The sequence below is a fragment of the Oceanobacillus sp. M65 genome (assembly GCF_052246275.1).
Lineage (GTDB): Bacteria > Bacillota > Bacilli > Bacillales > Amphibacillaceae > Oceanobacillus_B > Oceanobacillus_B jordanicus.
Window position 1 is genome coordinate 1,308,306 of sequence record NZ_JBQQCJ010000001.1, and the last position, 19,455, is coordinate 1,327,760.

The 19,455-nt window shown below is 40.7% G+C and carries 15 protein-coding genes and 1 pseudogene; 14 read left to right on the forward strand and 2 right to left on the reverse strand.

Features of this window, described 5'->3' with window-relative positions:
• Positions 1-14: 14 nt before the first annotated feature.
• The 13 genes and pseudogenes from ACTWPF_RS06160 (at position 15) to ACTWPF_RS06220 (ending at position 14,143) form a co-directional block, all read left to right on the forward strand.
• Positions 15-479: a SipW-dependent-type signal peptide-containing protein gene (locus ACTWPF_RS06160; protein ID WP_443148688.1), complete on the forward strand. Its 465-nt coding sequence runs from the start codon at positions 15-17 to the stop codon at positions 477-479.
• The gene (sipW, locus tag ACTWPF_RS06165) at positions 451-1,011 is read left to right on the forward strand and encodes a signal peptidase I SipW (protein WP_161464361.1); all 561 of its coding nucleotides are present in this window, start codon (positions 451-453) and stop codon (positions 1,009-1,011) included. The genes ACTWPF_RS06160 and sipW overlap by 29 nt, the downstream gene beginning before the upstream one ends.
• Positions 1,012-1,043: 32 nt before the next feature.
• On the forward strand, positions 1,044-1,631 hold the full coding sequence (locus ACTWPF_RS06170) for a CalY family protein (protein WP_036575242.1): 588 nt from the start codon (positions 1,044-1,046) through the stop codon (positions 1,629-1,631).
• Between the two features lie 22 nt (positions 1,632-1,653).
• On the forward strand, positions 1,654-3,117 hold the full coding sequence (locus ACTWPF_RS06175) for a serine hydrolase domain-containing protein (RefSeq protein WP_443148689.1): 1,464 nt from the start codon (positions 1,654-1,656) through the stop codon (positions 3,115-3,117).
• Positions 3,118-3,195: 78 nt separating this feature from the next.
• The gene (gene ggt / locus ACTWPF_RS06180) at positions 3,196-5,871 is read left to right on the forward strand and encodes a gamma-glutamyltransferase (RefSeq protein WP_443148690.1); all 2,676 of its coding nucleotides are present in this window, start codon (positions 3,196-3,198) and stop codon (positions 5,869-5,871) included.
• A 66-nt stretch (positions 5,872-5,937) separates the two neighbouring features.
• A pseudogene (locus tag ACTWPF_RS06185) lies at positions 5,938-7,194 on the forward strand (exo-beta-N-acetylmuramidase NamZ family protein); the annotation flags it as partial.
• Entirely contained in the window at positions 7,171-7,458 is a 288-nt protein-coding gene (locus ACTWPF_RS06190) for an FIMAH domain-containing protein (RefSeq protein ID WP_443148864.1), read from the forward strand. The pseudogene ACTWPF_RS06185 and the gene ACTWPF_RS06190, both read left to right, overlap by 24 nt.
• Positions 7,459-7,820: 362 nt before the next feature.
• The gene (locus ACTWPF_RS06195) at positions 7,821-8,954 is read left to right on the forward strand and encodes an endonuclease/exonuclease/phosphatase family protein (RefSeq protein WP_443148691.1); all 1,134 of its coding nucleotides are present in this window, start codon (positions 7,821-7,823) and stop codon (positions 8,952-8,954) included.
• Between the two features lie 242 nt (positions 8,955-9,196).
• Entirely contained in the window at positions 9,197-10,696 is a 1,500-nt protein-coding gene (gene putP / locus ACTWPF_RS06200) for a sodium/proline symporter PutP (RefSeq protein WP_443148692.1), read from the forward strand.
• An 18-nt stretch (positions 10,697-10,714) separates the two neighbouring features.
• Positions 10,715-11,671 (forward strand): agmatinase family protein, encoded by a 957-nt coding sequence (locus ACTWPF_RS06205; protein WP_443148693.1) that lies wholly within the window; start codon positions 10,715-10,717, stop codon positions 11,669-11,671.
• Positions 11,672-12,015: 344 nt separating this feature from the next.
• Positions 12,016-13,332, forward strand: a complete 1,317-nt coding sequence (locus ACTWPF_RS06210; RefSeq protein ID WP_443148694.1) for a protoglobin domain-containing protein — start codon at positions 12,016-12,018, stop codon at positions 13,330-13,332.
• 163 nt (positions 13,333-13,495) lie between these two features.
• On the forward strand, positions 13,496-13,750 hold the full coding sequence (locus ACTWPF_RS06215) for a hypothetical protein (RefSeq protein WP_036575215.1): 255 nt from the start codon (positions 13,496-13,498) through the stop codon (positions 13,748-13,750).
• Between the two features lie 189 nt (positions 13,751-13,939).
• Positions 13,940-14,143: a hypothetical protein gene (locus ACTWPF_RS06220; protein ID WP_443148695.1), complete on the forward strand. Its 204-nt coding sequence runs from the start codon at positions 13,940-13,942 to the stop codon at positions 14,141-14,143.
• Between the two features lie 68 nt (positions 14,144-14,211).
• Here the strand turns inward: ACTWPF_RS06220 and ACTWPF_RS06225 are convergent, their stop codons facing one another.
• Entirely contained in the window at positions 14,212-15,546 is a 1,335-nt protein-coding gene (locus ACTWPF_RS06225) for a short-chain fatty acid transporter (RefSeq protein ID WP_443148696.1), read from the reverse strand.
• Between the two features lie 295 nt (positions 15,547-15,841).
• On the opposite strand from ACTWPF_RS06225, the gene hag reads away from it, so the two are divergent.
• A complete protein-coding gene (hag, locus tag ACTWPF_RS06230; RefSeq protein ID WP_443148697.1) occupies positions 15,842-16,666 on the forward strand; it encodes a flagellin Hag in 825 nt (274 codons plus the stop codon).
• A gap of 208 nt (positions 16,667-16,874) precedes the next feature.
• Here hag and ACTWPF_RS06235 read toward each other — a convergent pair whose 3' ends face one another.
• Positions 16,875-19,376 carry a YheC/YheD family protein gene (locus tag ACTWPF_RS06235; RefSeq protein ID WP_443148698.1) on the reverse strand — a complete coding sequence of 834 codons (2,502 nt, stop codon included), beginning with the start codon at positions 19,374-19,376 and terminating at the stop codon, positions 16,875-16,877.
• Between the last annotated feature and the right edge of the window lie 79 nt (positions 19,377-19,455).

Genomic DNA, 19,455 nt, shown 5'->3' on the forward strand with positions numbered 1-19,455 from the left:
CTAGGGGGATGCGTATGCATAGATTTGTGCTAGTGATGGGGCGTTTTTTCACTATCCTATACTTGCTCTTTCTGCTCGTCTCCCAGGTTCATTCTCCCACGTCTGCTTTCTTTACGGCAACCTCAACTGTGGAAGGTGCCGTAACAGCAGGTACCTATGCTGAAGAAGCACCGATTGAGGGGGAGGAACAACACGCAGAAGAGCATACACAAAAGGATGATACAACACAAGCAGAGACGGATAAGGGGTCAACGCTTGAAGAGAAGAACATAGACGAACAATCAGAAGAAGATCATACATCTGAAACCTCTGAAAAAAATACAGAAAAAGAAGCAGAGGAAAGTAACCTGGAGAATGAAAAGCCTGTTGATGAAGAAGAGGAAGAGAGCGAAACGACAGAATCTGAAACGGTGGAAGAGGACGCGATGAGCGAAGGGGAGGAGAATGAAAATGAAAATGACATTAAAAACGATGAGTAATATCTTGTATACGATTGTCATCGCTGTGCTGCTTTGTGCTCTACTCGTCGTGGGCCTTTCCAAAGCTTCCGGTAATGAGGTTAATGTGTTTGGCTATCAAATTAAATCCGTTCTTTCCGGGTCAATGGAACCAGGGATTCAGACTGGCTCCGTTATTGCGGTGAAAACCGGTGGAGATATGCAGCGCTTTTCAGAAGGCGATGTTATCACCTATCGTGCGGAGGACAACATACTGATCACTCACCGAATTATAGAGGTGGAAAACAATGGGCAACAGTATATAACGCAAGGGGATGCTAATAATGGCCCTGATGTAAGCCCAGTATTATCAGAGAATGTCGTGGGGCAATATGCCGGGTTTACAATTCCATATGTTGGCTATGTGTTTCAGTTTGCCACGTCACCTGAAGGAGCGGCACTGCTCATGATTCTGCCAGGATTTCTATTGCTCGGATATGCTTTTATAACCATTAGAAGGACATTGAAACAGGTAAAACATTTGCTACAGGAAAAAACGATGGATGCAAAATAGCAACCATATAAAAATTGGGGAGGAAGTTATAAATGAATATTAAAAAACAATTGGGGTTAGGAATTGCTTCAGCAGCATTAGGTCTTACATTAGTTAGTGGGGGAACATTTGCGTATTTCAGTGATACCGAAACATCAAGTAACACATTTGCTGCAGGGACGCTGGATCTCGCTGCAGCGCCAACAGAAATTATTGAAGTAGATAATATTAAACCAGGCGATACGATGGTACGTGATTTTGAATTACAAAATAACGGCACACTTGATATTGAAAAGGTATTACTCGATACAGATTATACTGTCACAGATGCTGCTGGAGATAATACAGGAGATTTCGGCGAACATATTATGGTCGAATTCCTATACAATGCCGACAAACTTGATGAAGTAATTTACCAGACGACATTGGCAGAACTAAAAACCATGACACCTGAAGCAGTAAATGAAAATGTCTTCTTGCCACTGCTTGGTGAAAATGGACTACCAGTTGGAACTATTGATGATCTTGTCGTGCAATTTAATTTTGTAGATAACGGAGAGGACCAAAACGAATTCCAAGGAGACACGTTAAGCCTAGAATGGACATTCACTGCACAGCAAACAGCCGGAGAAGATAAGTAATTAAACAAGGAGGCGTTTATAGATGAGAAAACAACAAGCGCTATCCATGCTCTTCCTTTTCATGCTCTGTCTGACACTGTTTGTTCCCGTAGCGCCCGTGAAGGCGGAGGCTGCTAGTAATGCGGTGCAAATGCTCCAACAACCTTTGGATGATCTTGACGGAGAGGTGGAGCAAGCGATTGCGGATAAGGTGATGCCAGGGGCGGTCGTGTATATCGCCAAACAAGGCGAAGTCGTTAAACATGACGCTTATGGTTATGCTGCTCGTTACACGGATGATCAATTTACTGAAATGGAAGATCCTGTAGCAATGCAGGAAGATACTATATTTGATATGGCCTCGATTTCCAAACTTTTTACAGCAACAGCTGTTATGCAGTTATGGGATGAAGGATTATTTGAATTAGAAGACCCGGTACAACAGTATATTCCTGAATTCACGGGGGAAGGCAAAGAAGAAGTTACGATCAGGCAACTACTCACACATACTTCTGGATTTGCCCCAAGTCCTAGTGAACGCCTTGATAAAGTGGAAGGGGATCGCGCTGAAAGGTTAGATTTTGTATTGCACGAGCCGCTTCAGCAAGCGCCAGGTGCCGATTATGTTTACAGTGATGTGAATTACCTGACACTAGGCGTGCTCATTGAACGCCTTAGTGGTGAGCGCCAGGATATTTTTGTAGAAAGGAAAATCACGGGACCACTACAGATGCAGGATACGATGTATAATCCACCAGAATCACTTAAATCGCGCATTGCTGCTACCGAATATCAGCCATGGACAAATCGTGGTGTCGTTTGGGGAAGTGTGCATGATGAAAATGCTTGGTCATTGGATGGCGTTGCAGGACAGGCTGGCATTTTCAGTAGTGCAGCAGATTTAGCTGTTTTCGCACAAATGATGCTTGAAGAAGGCACCTATGCTGGGGAAGAGATTCTCTCAGAGGAAGCAGTTGAACTGATGAAAACAAACTGGAATGAAGCCTATCCTGGCCAAGACCAAGGACTGGGCTGGGAATTAAATCAATCATGGTACATGGATGATCTGGCTGAACATAATACGTTGGGCCACACAGGTTATACCGGAACATCGATTGTAGTAAGCCCGAATCACGAGACAGTGACAATTTTGCTAACAAACCGTGTTCATCCAACAAGAGAAACAGTTTCTACCAACGGTATTCGGAAAAAAGTATCGCAAAAGACAGCAGATGCTATTTATGCATGGAGTGCAGAAAGCATGCAGGACATGGTAGAACGATTGCTTACAAGGGAGGAAATAGATGCGAACTCAGCTAGATCCCTCGGCTTGCATTTAACGGTAATTAGTCGCTATGAGCAGCAAGGGAATCAAGAAAAAGTATTAAAGCATCTTGCCGGTTTCCAACAGTTAGTCGATTATTTACACGAGGAAGATGCATTTAATGACTCAACCTATGAGGACCTCGTCCGTACAGCAACTTATTTGAATGTGAAGTGGCAATAGATATCCGCTATAAGCAACAGTGAGGAGCACAATGATACCCCTCACTGTTTCCTTTTAAGCGCGAAAAGGAGGGGAAACATGAAAAAGAAGTCAAGATTATTATCGATCCTGCTTATCATTGGGATGTTGTTTAGTATCCCGGTGTCTGCGGTTTCTGCTGTCAGCAGTCCTGATGATAATACGGAATATGAACCGGAGAATCCAGGGGTTCAGCCCGAACAAATTGATGTTGGGGACAAAGGGATGGTCGTCTCCGCACATCCGCTAGCTTCTGAGATCGGAGCAGATGTTTTAAAACGCGGAGGTAACGCGGTAGATGCTGCAGTCGCCATGCAATTTGCTTTGAATGTGGCAGAACCGATGATGTCGGGAATCGGCGGTGGTGGCTTTATGATGTATTATGATGCCCAGAGCGAAGATGTCTCGATCATTAATAGTAGAGAGCGTGCACCACAAGGGGCTACACCCGATATGTTTATTGATAAAAGCAATATCGTGGAAGAACCAGGTAAGTTTCTACTTGGGGCAAATGAACTGAGTGATGAAGTGGGCAACGAATTCCATGTTGCGGACCTGCAAGTGGAAGATGTCGTAACAGGGGAGCATGTATTTAGCTCTGATTTTACAGGAGAGAATGGTGCACCGTGGGACGCTGATAAATTTAAGTTGTTGGAGCGGGGCACGGCGTTTCGCCTAAATGAAACAGGAGGAAACATTCATTTTGGAGCACCATATGGCAGCAATTCCACTTCATTCGGTCAAGCTACCTCTGTGATGGAGTCAGTAGAAGATAGCGAATTATTTATTCGTTTTCGCACAGATGACCCAGGAGACGATAGAAGACTTCGCCTATGGTTGCGTGCAGACGCGTTCCGTTCCACGGGGTCTACCTATGCTCGCAATGGTTATGGGGTAGAAATCAATACAAATACAAGTGAACTAAAATTAATTCAAGCTAAAGACGGTCAAAACTCTACGTTGGACACCGTTTCCTTTGACCGTACAACAGATTGGCAATCACTTCGTTTCCGTGTAGAGGATGATGAACTGAAGGTTCGTCAATGGGAAGAAAACGAAGAAGAGCCTGAGGAATGGGATATAGAGGCCATTGCAGGTACGGTAATTCCTTTTTCTGAGCGTGTACAAAGCGGAAAATCGGTTGGCGTGCCTGGGACCTTAAAGGGTCTAGAGACTGCTCTTGATAACTGGGGTTCGATTCCGATGGAAGACTTAATTCAGCCTTCGATTGATATGGCGGAACAGGGTATTCCTGTGAATTGGGTACTAGCAAATGCAATTGCCAGTAATGAAAGTAAATTAGCCCGAACAGCTGCTGGGGATGTGTTTTTACCAGGTGGCAATCCACTGAAAGAAGGAGATACCCTTGTACAGGAAGATTTGGCTAAAACATTTAAGTTAATTCGCGATCAAGGATCAGATGCTCTTTTTAACGGGGAAATTGGCGAAGCGCTTGCTGCAGAGGTTCAAGCATTTGGCGGGAGCATGGATACTGCAGACCTAAGTCGATATGATGTGACGGAGGACGAACCAGTATGGGGCGATTACCAAGGATATGACATTGCATCCATGCCGCCACCAAGCTCTGGAGGACTAACCATGCTTCAACTGTTAAAAATGTTTGAGCAATTGGATCTTACCCAGCATGACGTAAAATCTCCAATGAAATACCACTATATGGCGGAAGCAATGCACCTTGCGTATGCCGATCGGGGTGCTTATATGGGAGACCCTGAATATGTGGAGGTGCCGAGAGAAGGATTACTTGATCCAGACTATGTAGCAGAACGAGTGGCAACCATTGACCCAGAAGCTGCTAACCCGAACGTAGAGCCAGGAAATCCGTGGGACTATCAGGGCGGGGAAGCACCAGAGGTTGTCACACAGGTAGATGACAAGGTAGATGGAGAAACAACGCATTTTACGGTTGCCGATCAATGGGGAAATCTTGTTTCCTATACAACGACCATTGAGCAGGTGTTTGGATCAGGCATCATGGTACCAGGCTATGGCATTATGCTGAATAATGAGCTAACCGACTTTGATGCCATTCCAGGTGGAGCAAATGAAGTGCAGCCTAATAAGCGACCACTTAGTAGCATGACACCTTCTATCGTTTTACAAGACGGAGAACCTTATATGACGGTTGGCTCACCAGGTGGCGCCACCATCATTACGTCCGTAACCCAGACACTTGTTAATGTACTTGGATATGAAATGGAGTTAAAAGATGCGATTGAAGAACCACGTATTTACAGTAGCAGCTATCCAAGCATTCGTTGGGAGTATGGGGTGCCGGAAAACATTCGTGATCTATTAGAGCAAATGGGACATTCCTGGGAAGAAACGCCAAGAGAGATTGGCAATGTAAATAGTATTTTACTTCATAATGAAACGTATAGTGGTGCTGCTGATTCAACCAGAGAAGGCACAGCAATTGGCATTTCAGCTGAAGACCTTCCATCCATATCGAAATTGAAGCAATTAGTAGCGCAGTTTGCTGACAATGGAGAAATCAATAATGAGCAAACAGAAAGACTCCTGCTTACCCATTTAACAGCAGTGGAGCGATTTGCAAATCAAGATCGCCTAGATAAAGCAAGTAAACATATGCAGGTGCTTACTCAGTTGCTTGAAGTTCAACATGATAATGGAAAAATTTCCGAACAGGCAAAAGAGGAGATAACACAACATGCAGAGGCTCTTTTGCTGATTTGGCAAAAAGCACAAAATTAAGCAAAAGGCAGGGTGGAGTTCTGTATCCTCCTAGCCTTTATTAAAAAAATAAGGGAGGCGTTAACCTTGAAGAAGACGATTATTTTGGTAATAAGTCTATGCTTTGTTCTCGGTTCATTGTCAGGTGTAGTGGCAGATAAGCTAAAGAACAATAACAATGCTGGTGGTGATGAGTTGAAGCTCGGTGTGGAAGTATTGCTTGAACAGCATAAAGATTTAATCGAAGGGAAGCGGGTTGGACTGATTACCAATCCAACAGGAGTTGATCAAGAGTTAAACAGTATTGTCGATACATTGCATAATGATCCAGACGTTGAACTTACAGCCCTTTATGGTCCTGAACATGGGGTGCGCGGCGATGCGCAGGCAGGAGATTATGTAGAGTACTATATTGATGAAGAAACAGGTTTGCCAGTATATAGCTTGTATGGCCAGACTAGAAAACCGACACCAGAGATGCTAGAAGATGTGGATGTTTTGTTATTTGACATTCAGGATGTTGGTGCTAGATTCTATACGTATATTTACACAATGGCATATGCAATGGAAGCAGCACAGGAAAACGATGTGGAATTTCTCGTGCTTGACCGTCCAAACCCACTTGGAGGTAACAGCGTCGAAGGCCCTGTCCTTGATCCAGAATATGCTTCCTTTGTTGGGAACTATCCAATTCCATTACGACACGGCATGACAGTAGGGGAATTGGCCAAGTTATTTAATGAAGAATTTGATATTGGAGCAGATCTGACAGTCGTTGAAATGGATGGCTGGAAGCGGGGACAATATTATGATGATACAGAGCTTGAGTTTGTGCTACCATCACCAAACATGCCGACACTTGATACGGCACTTGTGTATCCAGGGGCTGCCTTAATAGAAGGAACGAATGTGTCAGAAGGACGAGGGACTACAAAGCCATTCGAATTAATCGGTGCGCCGTTTGTAAATAGTACAGACTATGCAGCGGCATTAAACAACCTTGAACTAGACGGTGTGACCTTCCGTGCGGCTTCCTTTACTCCGACGTTTTCCAAGCATAGTGGTACTTTAAGCCATGGGGTACAGATTCATGTAACAGATAAAAAGGCATACGACCCTGTTGTGACTGGATTGCATATCGTAAAAACACTACATGACATGTATCCAAATGACTTTGCTTTTCGTGCTGAAAGCAGTGCAGGCGTGTCATTCTTTGATAACCTAGTTGGTAACGGCTGGGTACGGGAAGCAATAGAGAATGGAGAAACAGTGGAATCAATGGTTGATCAGTGGAAAGGAGATCTGCAAGCATTTAAAGAAGTGCGTAGAGACTATCTTGTATACACTGTCAGCACAGCTAATTTGAAAAATTTGATTGAAGCATTTGTTGACTCGGAGGAACTCAAAAATGATGCAGCTCGTAAGCTAAACTTGCATCTTACCGCTGTTGAAAGATATGAGGAAAGTGCAGATGCCGCTAAAGTGGCAAAGCATATGGAAAGCTTCCTACTATTATTGGATCAGCAATTAGAAGCTGAACGCATTTCCGAAAGCGCTTACGAATTCCTTTATAGTGACGCAACGGATATGTTAGCGATGTGGAATTAATAGAATTGTCAGTGCTCAATAAAGATAATAATTTTCAGCATCGCTTCTGCAGAACACTACGCTTTCCACGGGCACGGCCTCAGCCTCCTCGTGGAAAGGGCACCACTCCGGGGTCTTCAGCTCGTGCTTTTCCCGTAGGACAAGGAGAGCTCCGACAGCTTCACTTCGCACGAAGAAAATTGCTTTGGATTTTCGAGGAGTCTACGTGTTCTGCCTACGCTAAGATTAGTTTATAAACATACAAAACCCGAACTAAGCAAACCTTTACTCAAGAATTTGCATTATAGTTCGGGTTATTATTTAGCGGGGATGCATTTGTCCCAATACTGTCTTTTATAAAATAATAGAGGGGAGTAGATTTAATGAAAAAGGCGATGTTGTTTGTTGCTGGATTTGTGGCATTACTGTGGGTATCTCTTTCTCCTTCTTATGAAACGTATGCGGTGCAAGGGTCAAGTCAGTTGGAAGAAACTGCTTTGAAGGTGGCGACGTATAACGTTGCAGCGGGTAGGGGGACTGATGGGACGTATAATTTGGATCGAATTGCTACAGCCATTGAGAATACAGGTGCGGATATTATCGGCTTGCAGGAAGTAGATGTCCACTGGGGAGACCGCAGCAACAATGATAATATGGTGGCGTTACTTGCTGAACGTTTAGATATGGATTACTATTTTGCCCCAATCTATGACTTTGACCCAGCAGGTGAAGGGGAACCACGCAGGCAATTTGGTGTAGCGGTATTGAGTAAATATCCAATTACCGACGCTGCAAATAGAGAGATTGCAAGATTATCTACCCAAGACCCGGATCCTGTACCTAAACCTGCACCAGGATTCCTTGAAGCACAGATTAATGTGGATGGCGCAGAAGTGGCTTTTTATGTGACACATTTAGACTACAGGGCAGATCCTATTGTAAGAGAAATGCAGGTTGCGGACATGAAAGAAATCATGGCAGCGCATACCTATAGTATTCTCGTTGGAGATATGAACGCGAGACCTGAAGCACCTGAACTTCAACCATTATTTCAGAAATATGCGGATGCTTGGAAATGGAGTGTAGAAGAAGATGGGTATACGTATCCTGCTGCTTCGCCTGACCGGAGAATTGATTATGTATTTGCTTCACCAAGAATCGAAGTCCATTCTGCTACTAAGATGTCTAGCCAAGCAGCGGATCATCTACCAGTCATTGCCGAGGTTTCATTAATAGAAGGAAGTCATTCTTACAATCTAGAAGGTACGGAATGGCTAGTTGACCACTTTATAGAGCATGGCGATATTCAAGGTACAGAAACTTCTACCCTATTACACAACCATTTGCGGGCACTGAACTATTATAAAGAGCAAGAGAAGAATGAAAAACTAGTAAAGCATTTGCAGGGTATGACGGTATTGCTTGATTATGAAAAAGAAAAAGGGAATATTTCCAATAAAGCTTGGGAAGAACTGTCGAGCGATATAGGTTATTTTACAGAAAAATGGAATCAATAACGAAACGTAATAAGCCTTGCATAACAGCAAGGCTTATTTTTTTGTTGCATAAATTAACACTCATTTCCGATTAAATGAAATTTTCTAATTGTTATGTTAATATGATATAGATAAAGACAAAGGAGGAATACGATGGAATATGCAATTGGTGGATGGACATTATTTTGGTTTGTCGTTCCCATGCCGCTATTGGTAGTCTGGGCAGTGATTACCTTTTTCACGGAAAAGGGGGATGACTCGAAATGAACGCCACGTTGATAACATTTATTTTTTACCTTGTTGGAATGATTGTCATCGGAATTATTACGTACAGAATGACAAACACATTATCAGATTATGTACTCGGTGGCAGGAAGTTAAATAGCTGGGTTGCTGCATTTTCAGCATCAGCGAGTGATTTTAGTGGCTGGCTCTTAATTGGTTTGCCTGGTGCGGCATATGCGGCAGGTCTTGGACAATGGAGCTTATGGATTGCAATTGGTCTGGCAGTTGGTGCCATGATTAACTGGCAATATGTCGCAAAACGTCTACGTGTTTACACCGAATACTCCAATAACTCCATTACATTACCACAGTTTTTTGAAAATCGATTTCGAGATAAGTCACATTTATTACGCGTGATTTCCGCAGCATTTATTTTAGCGTTTTTCTTATTCTATACAGCTTCAGGACTCGTGGCTGGTGCAAAATTATTCCAGGGAACTTTTGATATGGATTATCATTTTGCTTTAACAGTTGGTGCCATTATTATCGTTTCCTATACCTTTTTGGGTGGATTCCTTGCAGTTAGCTATACAGATTTTGTCCAGGGTGTACTTATGTCGGCAGCACTTTTATTTACTTCCATTTATGGTTTGATTGAGATTGGTGGATTTGGGGAATTATTTAATCAGCTTGGACAAATAACCCCCAATTTAATTGATGCGTTCTCAGCAACAGATTATAACCAATCAGAAGGGGTGTTTTGGGAGCCTTTAGGGGCGATCGGAGCGGTGGGAATTATTTCTGCACTTGCCTGGGGTCTTGGGTATTTTGGTCAGCCACACATCCTAGCTCGTTTTATGGCAATCCGTTCCCATAAGGAAGTTCGTAAAGCACGTTTGATCAGTGTAGCTTTTGGACTTGTTATCCCGCTATATGGTGCGTTAATTGTTGGGATGCTTGGTATCGTAACCTTTAATGAGCCTCTTGCCGATTCTGAGCAAGTCTTCATACAGCTAGTGCAAGTTGTTTATAATCCATGGGTTGCCGGAATCTTACTCGCAGCAGTACTTGCAGCCATTATGAGTACGGTTGACTCACAATTACTTGTTTCTTCCAGTGCCCTTTCGGAGGATTTTTACAGAAGATATTTCCGCAAAAATGCATCTGATAAAGAACTGGTATGGGTTGGACGGATTTCCGTTCTTGTCATTGCGATTATCGCAATCATGCTTGCATGGAATGAAACAAGCTCTGTGCTTGATCTTGTAAGCTATGCATGGGCAGGATTTGGTGCAACGTTTGGGCCAGCTGTTCTGTTTTCCTTATTCTGGAGAAAGATGTCTCGAAACGGTGCGGTCGCCGGAATTATCGTGGGTGGCGTAACAGTCTTCCTATGGCCATTGACTGGATCTGCTTTATACGAGATCGTACCAGGTTTTGTGTTATCAAGTATTGCGATTATTTTATTCAGTTTGATTGGCAAAGGACCTTCCAAGGAGATGCAAGAAGAATACGATAAAGTTGCAGGCGTAAAATAACGTTAGGAGTGATACAGCATGAGTCAAAATAAATTATACGGCAATACACCTTGCTATCTTAATGGAAAAAAAGTGAAATTAGGAAAAGATGATGTGACCGATCGCGATGTCCTCATTTACGGTGTCCCTTGGGAGGGAGCCGTAACCTGGGGAGATTACACTGGTTGTGAGCTCGGACCAAAGGCTATCCGCTTCAACTCTGCTCGGTATTCAGGCTATTTGCCGGAATTAGATGACATCGATGTGCTTTCCCATTATACAATTGGCGATCTTGGGGATGTAGATGTGGTGCCAGCAGATACAATCGAGACGATGAAACGAATTGAGGACTTTGCCTCAGGTGTTTGGAAAACGGGGAAATTCCCTGTCGCTTTCGGTGGTGATCATGGTATCACTTATCCCATTGTAAAAGCATTAAGTGAAGAAGTAGACGGCAAAGTGGGAGTCATTCATCTGGATGCTCACTATGACAACTATAAAGAATATGAAGGCGACCTATATGCAAGAAGTACACCATTTCACCGCATTTATGAAAGTGAAAGTGTGCGAAATGAAAGCATTGTCCATATGGGAATCCACGGACCGAGGAACGCGCCCGAAACTGGGAAATATGCGAAGGAAGTCGGCGCGACTACTATCTCTGTTAGAGAGGTACGCAAAGCAAAGGATCTTGCAGCTTTAGCAGAGAAAGCATATAAAATTGCCAGCGAAGGAACAGAAGCTGTTTACCTAAGCATTTGCAGTGATGTTCTGGATTTTGCATTTAATCCAGGAGGACCCGTAGATGGAAATGGCCTCACTTCATATGAGTTGTTGGAGCTTGTGCACGAGTTCGCCAAGATGGGTATTCGCGGAATGGACTATGTGGAAGTTTACCCACAACAGGATCCCAATGACAACTCCTCCCATTTCGTCACATATGCTGTTCTCTATGCGTTAGCAGGGAATATATTGCATGAAAAAGCAGCGAAATAATGAATTGAACCACTTCCTTAAGGGGGAGTGGTTTTTTGGTAAAGGAATCCGTGTAAGCTCGAAATGAAACATTAATCCTAAAGAGTGACGCCGCAAACTTGGTGAGAGACGCAGTAACCCCGAGAAAAGGCGCAGTAAACCCAGAAAGAGACGTTGTACTCCTGCAAAAAGACGCACCGACCTTGGAAAGAGACGCAGCGCCCCCTAAGCCCACTCGAGGCAAATAGCATCACGCACCCCAAAAATGAAATCAAAAAATTATGCAGTAATCCGTCTATAGACCTATAAATTGAGACAAGTTATGCCGATATAAAAAGTAGAGGGAACAAAGAGGGGGAACCATATTGGGATTATCCATACATAGAAAGCAAAAAAGTGAAAAGAACAAGCAAACACTTCAGCAAGCTGCAAGTGAAATGAACCCAACGATTGAAATAACACCAGAATCTGATTTAGAAAAGCAATTAAAAATGCTTGATTTAAAACGAGAAGACTTTGCAATAGCGATGGCATTAAAGCCATATGTGGAAGCAGATAATAAAACCATTATAGACTGCTTCTATGGTAGCATTGAACAAAATCCAAAGCTGATCGCGATAATTGAAGAATACAGTTCTATTGATAAATTGAAACTGACATTAGAAAGACATATTATTGAGATGTTTTCAGGAGAAATTAGTGAAGCCTTTATTCAACGCCGGAAGAGAATCGCCCATATTCATGTGAAAATTGGCCTTACCCAGAAATGGTATATTGCTTCGTTCCAAAAGTTATTTGACGGTTTGATTGATTTAATCGTAACAAACTTCCCACATCAGGATGATCGCTTACTTGGCATAAAGCTTGTCAATAAACTACTCAACCTGGAACAACAGGTTGTGTTGGAAGCATACGATGATGAAGTTGCAGAATTCCGGGATCAACAAGAACAAGCCAAGATGGAAATTTTGAATTCAGTTGAACATACTTCTGCAGAGCTTGCAGCATTAGCTGAACAAACAAATGCGTCAATTGGTGACATGACCGAAAAAATTGGCGTCATCACAACAAGCTCAAGAAGTGGTACGGAACTGGCACAAAATGCAAAAACTGCCGCCGACAAAGGGGTTTCCAGACTTTCTGATATGCGCTCCTCTGTGCAAGAGCTAGAGGATAGCACAGCTAAAATCGTTTTGGAAATGACCAATTTGGAAACGACATCTATAAAAATTAAAGAAATCATCGAGATTGTGAAATCAATCGCGGACCAGACCAATTTGTTAGCATTAAATGCATCCATTGAAGCTGCTAGAGCAGGCGAACATGGACGAGGCTTTGCCGTTGTAGCAGAAGAAGTGCGTAAGCTTGCTGAACAAACAGGCAGCTCTGTAACAAATGTTACCGACCTTGTAAACCAAACAGGAGAGCAAGTCTTCAACAGTTCTTCTAATATCAAAGTAGCACAGGAATTTTTGGATACAATTAAAAGTGAACTAAAAAATACAGAAGACGCTTTTGGAGAAATTGATGCGAGCATGGATAAATCCAAACGCAGTAATGAAACGATCCAGGATGATCTAGAAGTATTTAATGAAGCAATCAGTGGAATTGAGCAGTCTGCAACAACCATATCTGAATCAGCAGATACATTAAATCGCTTGTTGGCAGATCGAGATAGATAAGTTGAAAAGGAATTCTTCATGAGAAGAGTTCCTTTTTCATATCCCAGATAAATAGACCTACTTTCTTCCTATAGAAATATCCTCCTATATACACTTGTTGCTCATAAGTTGAAATGTTACGATTGTATTACAAACTATTCTATGCATACAAGGAGGGGACAGATTGACCAAAGAAATGATGGAAGATCTGTTGCGAAGTGTCACAAAGCTACTAGAAGAAATCAACGAATTGCAGACAAAAAGCAAGCAAATGGATGAACTGTTTCTAAGTTTAGAAATCAGGGCCAATAACATAGAACTTACATTAAACGGTTTACAGCAAAATGTTGTACGATTAGACCAACGAATCGCAACAGTGGTAGAGAGACAGCTTGAAAAAAGCACTAATAAATTTTTATCCCAAGGAATTATTCAATAGGGCGTGCGTCTGCAGGCTTATTTTTTTTGCTTTTTTCATAGAAATACTGTCTATATAATCCTATTTTGTTCTTAGAGAGAAAGAAAAATGCCCCCGATTATTATGCCTATTTTCAATTTTTGCTTTTTTGTTGGGAACCCTCAATCATGGTAAGCTAAGTTATAGACTAAACAGGAGTAGGTGAGAAGTATGGAGGATATTTCAAACAGAGATATTATGCAGGCTATTACAGAGCTGGGACAAAAGGTATCCGATTTAGATACACGAGTTGCCAATCTAGAAAAAGAACTCAAGCAAGACATTCGCAAATTGGATGCCAAGTTTTCTGTGCTTAGTGATAGTGTTGTCGAAACAAAGGCTGATATGAAGTTATTAAAACAAAACCAACATTAAAGCGTGCATGTGCAGGCTTATTTTTTTGCTTTAAAAGAAAAATCCCCGGTTGCCCGAGGATTCTCTGTTTAAAAGAATAAAAGACCAATTGAAATTGGGATAAAACTATACACGAGAATTAAGACACAAAAGCCCATAATGTCGCGTACTTTTAACCCGGCTATCGCGAGTAAAGGCAGTGCCCAGAATGGCTGTATCATATTGGTCCAAGCATCTCCCCAAGCAACGGCAACAGCAGTTTTCGCAGTATCGACGCCTAGCTTAAGTGCAGCAGGAATCATAATCGGCCCTTGAACAGCCCATTGCCCACCACCGGATGGAACGAAGAAATTAACCAGTCCTGCACTCAAGAAGGAAAATAGCGGAAAAGTGAAAGAATTAGACATGTTTACAAATGCCATCGACATCTGTTCTGATAACCCAGATGCTACCATCATCCCCATAATTCCTGCATAAAACGGAAACTGAACAATAATCCCGCCTACATTTTTCACAGAATTTGTCACACTGTTTAAAAACCTTCTCGGTGTACGGTGGAATAGAATTCCCAAAAATAACATGATGAGGTTCACAATATTAATGTTTAGATCAAACCCATTTTGCATAAAGAAGTAAACCACAAATGCAAAGCCAAGTATTCCAATAACAACGGATAATACCTGACTGTTTTCCAACCTTTCTGCAGGTGTTTCAGCTACTTTCTCTTCCCCAGTCTCTTCACTCGAGCCATCAATTGACTCTGGTCGCCATAGACGTGCGTCCCCTTGTGTTAGCGGATCACGTGATTTCATTAAGAAGCGATTTACAAAAGGAAGTGTGAATAAAAGGAAGAAGACAATAAACAAGTTAAAGCTACTGAATAATGTCTCTGTGACCGGCACCGTCCCCATCGTATCTTCCATAAAATGACCAGGTGTCGCAATTAATAGAGGGATGGAAGCAGACAATCCACCATGCCACAGAAGAAAGCCACTATAGGCACTCGCCATCAGAACACGGTAATCTACTGTAGGCACCCGCTTTGCCACATGGATAGCAAATAATGCCCCAACCACCAAACCAAACCCATAATTAATGATACAAGCAAGTGAAGCAATAAATGTCACAAGCAAAATGGCCTGAGATGGTGTGTTTGCAAGGGTACTTGTTTTCTTAAGAAGATTCCGAACAACAGGCGTACTAGCTAGGATATAACCTGTTACTACAATCAGGGACATCTGCATCGCAAACGCTAAAAGGTCCCAGAATCCATCGCCCCAATAAAACAGCATGTCTACAGAGGAACTATCCGTAAAAATCATACCAAGAATAAAGACAGCAAGCGTTAAAATAATGGCAAATAAGAACGCATCAGGCAAATAACGCTGAACCATACGGTCACAAAACCGCGTAATACTTTTCATAGATTTTACTCTCCTTTCAATTTTTTAAACGCTTTCAAATAGGATAACAGATTATTAACGCGCTGTTAAAGAATCCTATGCTTGTCACAAAAGAAAAATATTTATCTTTTTTTATAAAAACATTTAAACATTCTATAAAACGGTCGATATAAGGAATGTAGTCATCATGATGATAAAAATGTTTTGGCCGAACATTGACAAAGTTAATAACGCAAGGTGATATTCACCAAGTGTTGTTATAGATGGGACACAGGGACGTGCCCAAAAAATACACTTACATGGAGGTAAGAAAATTATGATTATCAATCACAATATTGCAGCTCTTAACGCACACCGCCAATTAGGAGCAAACCAAGGTGCTACACAAAACTCATTGGAGAAACTTTCTTCAGGTCTAGGAATTAACAAAGCTGGAGACGATGCTGCAGGTCTAGCAATCTCTGAAAAAATGCGTGGACAAATTAAAGGACTTGAAATGGCATCTAAAAATGCTCAAGACGGCATTTCTTTAATTCAAACTGCTGAAGGTGCATTGAATGAAACTCATTCAATCCTTCAACGTATGCGTGAATTATCTGTACAAAGCTCTAACGACACTAACACAGACAAAGACCGCGCAGAATTGCAAAAAGAAGTAGATCAACTTTCTCAAGAAATCACACGTATTGCTGACAACACTGAATTTAATACGCAAAACTTACTTGGTGGAGAGTTTGAAGCTACATTCCATATTGGTGCAAATGAAGGTCAAAACTTAAAAATTCAAGTTGACGCAATGGATGCTGAATCACTAGGCGTTGCTAGATCAGCTACTGAAGGAATTGATATTTCAACTCAAGAAGCTGCTGATACAGCAATTACTACTATCCAAGAAGCTATCGACACAGTTTCTGCTGAACGTTCTAAACTTGGGGCAACTCAAAACCGCCTAGAGCATACTATTAACAATCTTGGAACTTCTTCTGAGAACTTAACTGCTGCTGAATCTCGTATCCGTGACGTTGACATGGCAAAAGAAATGATGAACTTCACGAAGAACAACATTCTTAGCCAAGCAGCGCAAAGCATGCTTGCTCAAGCTAACCAACAGCCACAAGGAGTACTACAATTACTTCAATAATCAATTAAGACAGTACTTATAGTCTTGTTAAAACCCCTTTATGGTGCATTTTTTATGATACCAGCAAGGGGTTTTATGCTATTCATTTATAGTTAGTAACGAAAATAAAGGCTATTACCCTCTTAATAACTTGAGGTAATAGCCTTTATTTAACGTATTTTATTTCTCTTAAGTACTAAATTGGTTAGTTAACAAAACCTGGGAAGTATTAACGTTTATCTGCTAGAAAAACAGCATAGGGAATTGCATGTTGTGCTAGTTCAAAATCATAATCCATATAACCAGGTTTGTTTACATTGACTTCTATAAGTTTCAACTTGAGGTCTTTGTTTATAGCAAGATCTAACGCTATTTCGCTAAGATTTGTTGAGTATGTTCCTTCAAAACTTGTTGCAATGTTAAGTGAAATTTTCTTGATTTCTTTTACAATGATTGACTGTTTTTCAGCACCAAAGTTCCGATCTAAGAAATTGGTCAACTTCCCAATATAACCGCCTCTTCTCAAAGGTAGAATGACTGCATGATCTACACCTACTCTTGGATAGATCTTAATAAAGGACCATTCGCCGTTACCATCTTTCATCATATGAACTCGGATATCAAATGGTTGGTCATCAATTGTTCTGGTTTCTATATACTGCTGCACTATATAATTGTTTTTCTTTATAAGATCGCTAAGATATTTTCTCAATTCCCACTCTGTATACCTATTTTCAAGTTCTCCTTCGGCGACAAAGTATTGATCTATATTTTCTTTTGAAATAAAGTTTACTCCCTTTGCAAAAGAACCAATTTCTGGCTTAAGAATTATTTTTCCATATTCATTAATATAGTGAATAGTGTCAGTCAGCGTTTCAACTTTCTTATAAGGTATAATTACTTCATTTAAAGAGCTATTTTCACTTAGTTTGTTATATACTTCTAGTTTACTTATTGAGTTGCCAAAAAATTCATTGGTGAAAGGTATACCTTCTAGCTCCTCATATATATTAGAATAGCCTTTTATACCTCGAAGTCTTAGTCGGTCATAAACTACATCTGGATATTTAACAATTTTAGGAACCCATTCTTTTCCTTCAAAAAAGTAGCCTCTGATTAACATTTCCTCAAAGTCTATGTCTAATGGGGTGAAGTAGAAGAAATGCACATTTTCATAATTAGAAACGTAAGCGCAGGCTACTGTCAAATTGTTTATTTCGCTCTTATCAACTAGCATTCCAATTTGGGTTTTGTTATCTAAATTAGCCATTTCTAAATTTGATTTTTTTGCATTAAATTGGCCCTTTCTGTAGTTAACCTTACTAAATTGGTTTGTTAAAACAATACCGTTTTTGGCAATATATTTTGCGTAGGCTATAGTATTTACTGCTCTTTCTTGTTCATGGTAAGTGGTTTGGGGGCCATTATTTACTTCATGCAACCAAAACCTGTCGTTATTATCCAAGGCTATATCTAACCCCAGTTCGTCGAGAGATAAATTGTGTAATTTATCAAGATGCCAAGTAAGATCCATTGATAAATTGATTAGTTTTTCCTCAAGAACTTTCCCCTTTTTAACACCATATTCGTTAGAGAATAAGCTTGTTAAGGATTCTGTTCTACCCCCACGACTAATATTACTTAATATACTTTTCTTATTCCCTATTCGTGGGTAGATTTTAGTTAATTGCCACTTTCCTTCTCCATTTTTTTGAACATGAGCCCTTATATCATAAGGTTCTCCTGCTTTGGTTCGACTATTAATATACCGTTGGACCATATAGCTATTTTTGTTTACTAGAATCCTTTCCTCTAACCACTGTTCTAGCTTTTGTTGACTCAAAATAGTACTTTTTGTATGATCTAATAAGTTAAATCTGTTCCCTTTCTGCTCTATAAAGTAGATATTTTCTCCTCGTCTACCTCTTAATGGTTTAAAAACAACACTATCATTTTCTTTAACGAAGTTTAATATAGTTGTCTTATCAGTCGTGATTTTAAAAGGAACTAGTAAATCTGCAAATTCCCTGTTTTGGACCAATGTTTTCGGAAGATTAAATTTGTCGCCTACACCAAAGCTAGTGAAAGGAATTATTCTTCTTAACTTTTTCTCTATAGTAGATTGCTGCCCCCTAGCTAAAGGTGCAATATTATGGATAACATCTGGTAGATCAACCGTTGCTCTTATCCATTTTTTTTCTATAAACATTTCAGCATTTATTTCTTTTTTTTCTAAATTAACATCTGCGGAGGAAAAAAAGTAAAGAGGAGTTTGCTGTTTCTTACTTTCTTCTACTAATGCATTGATTCGAGTTTCTGGGTATGCGTCCCGAGGGCTTTTAATACTTAGATAAACGCCTATTGTTAAGCTCTTTTTTTTCTCTGTATTTACTTGTGATAATTCTAGCTCTTGTTTAAACTTTCTAAATTGCGGTATCAAAGTGAATTGAGTAATTTCAGAGACCTTAAGTAGGTTACCTTTTTCTAAATTAGTAGCGATTAACAAGAGAGTGTTATCAAGCTTACTGTACTTTTCGATTAACAAACTATTTGTTAAAGAACCTAGCATAGTTTTTAAAGCATCAAAGCCCTCGGCAATTGAACTAAATATGAAGATACTTTGGTTAAGATTTTTTTGTTTTATGAGTATTGAAAAGTGTTCTGATGCCTCAACCATTGTAGTTGCTATATTAACAATTTGCGAGTACTGTTTATTATCTAAAGTTGTCATTAATAAATGCTCCTAACTTAATTTGTAATAGTATGTATACATGGTGCGTACATACTTATTATATCGGATATATTAGCAC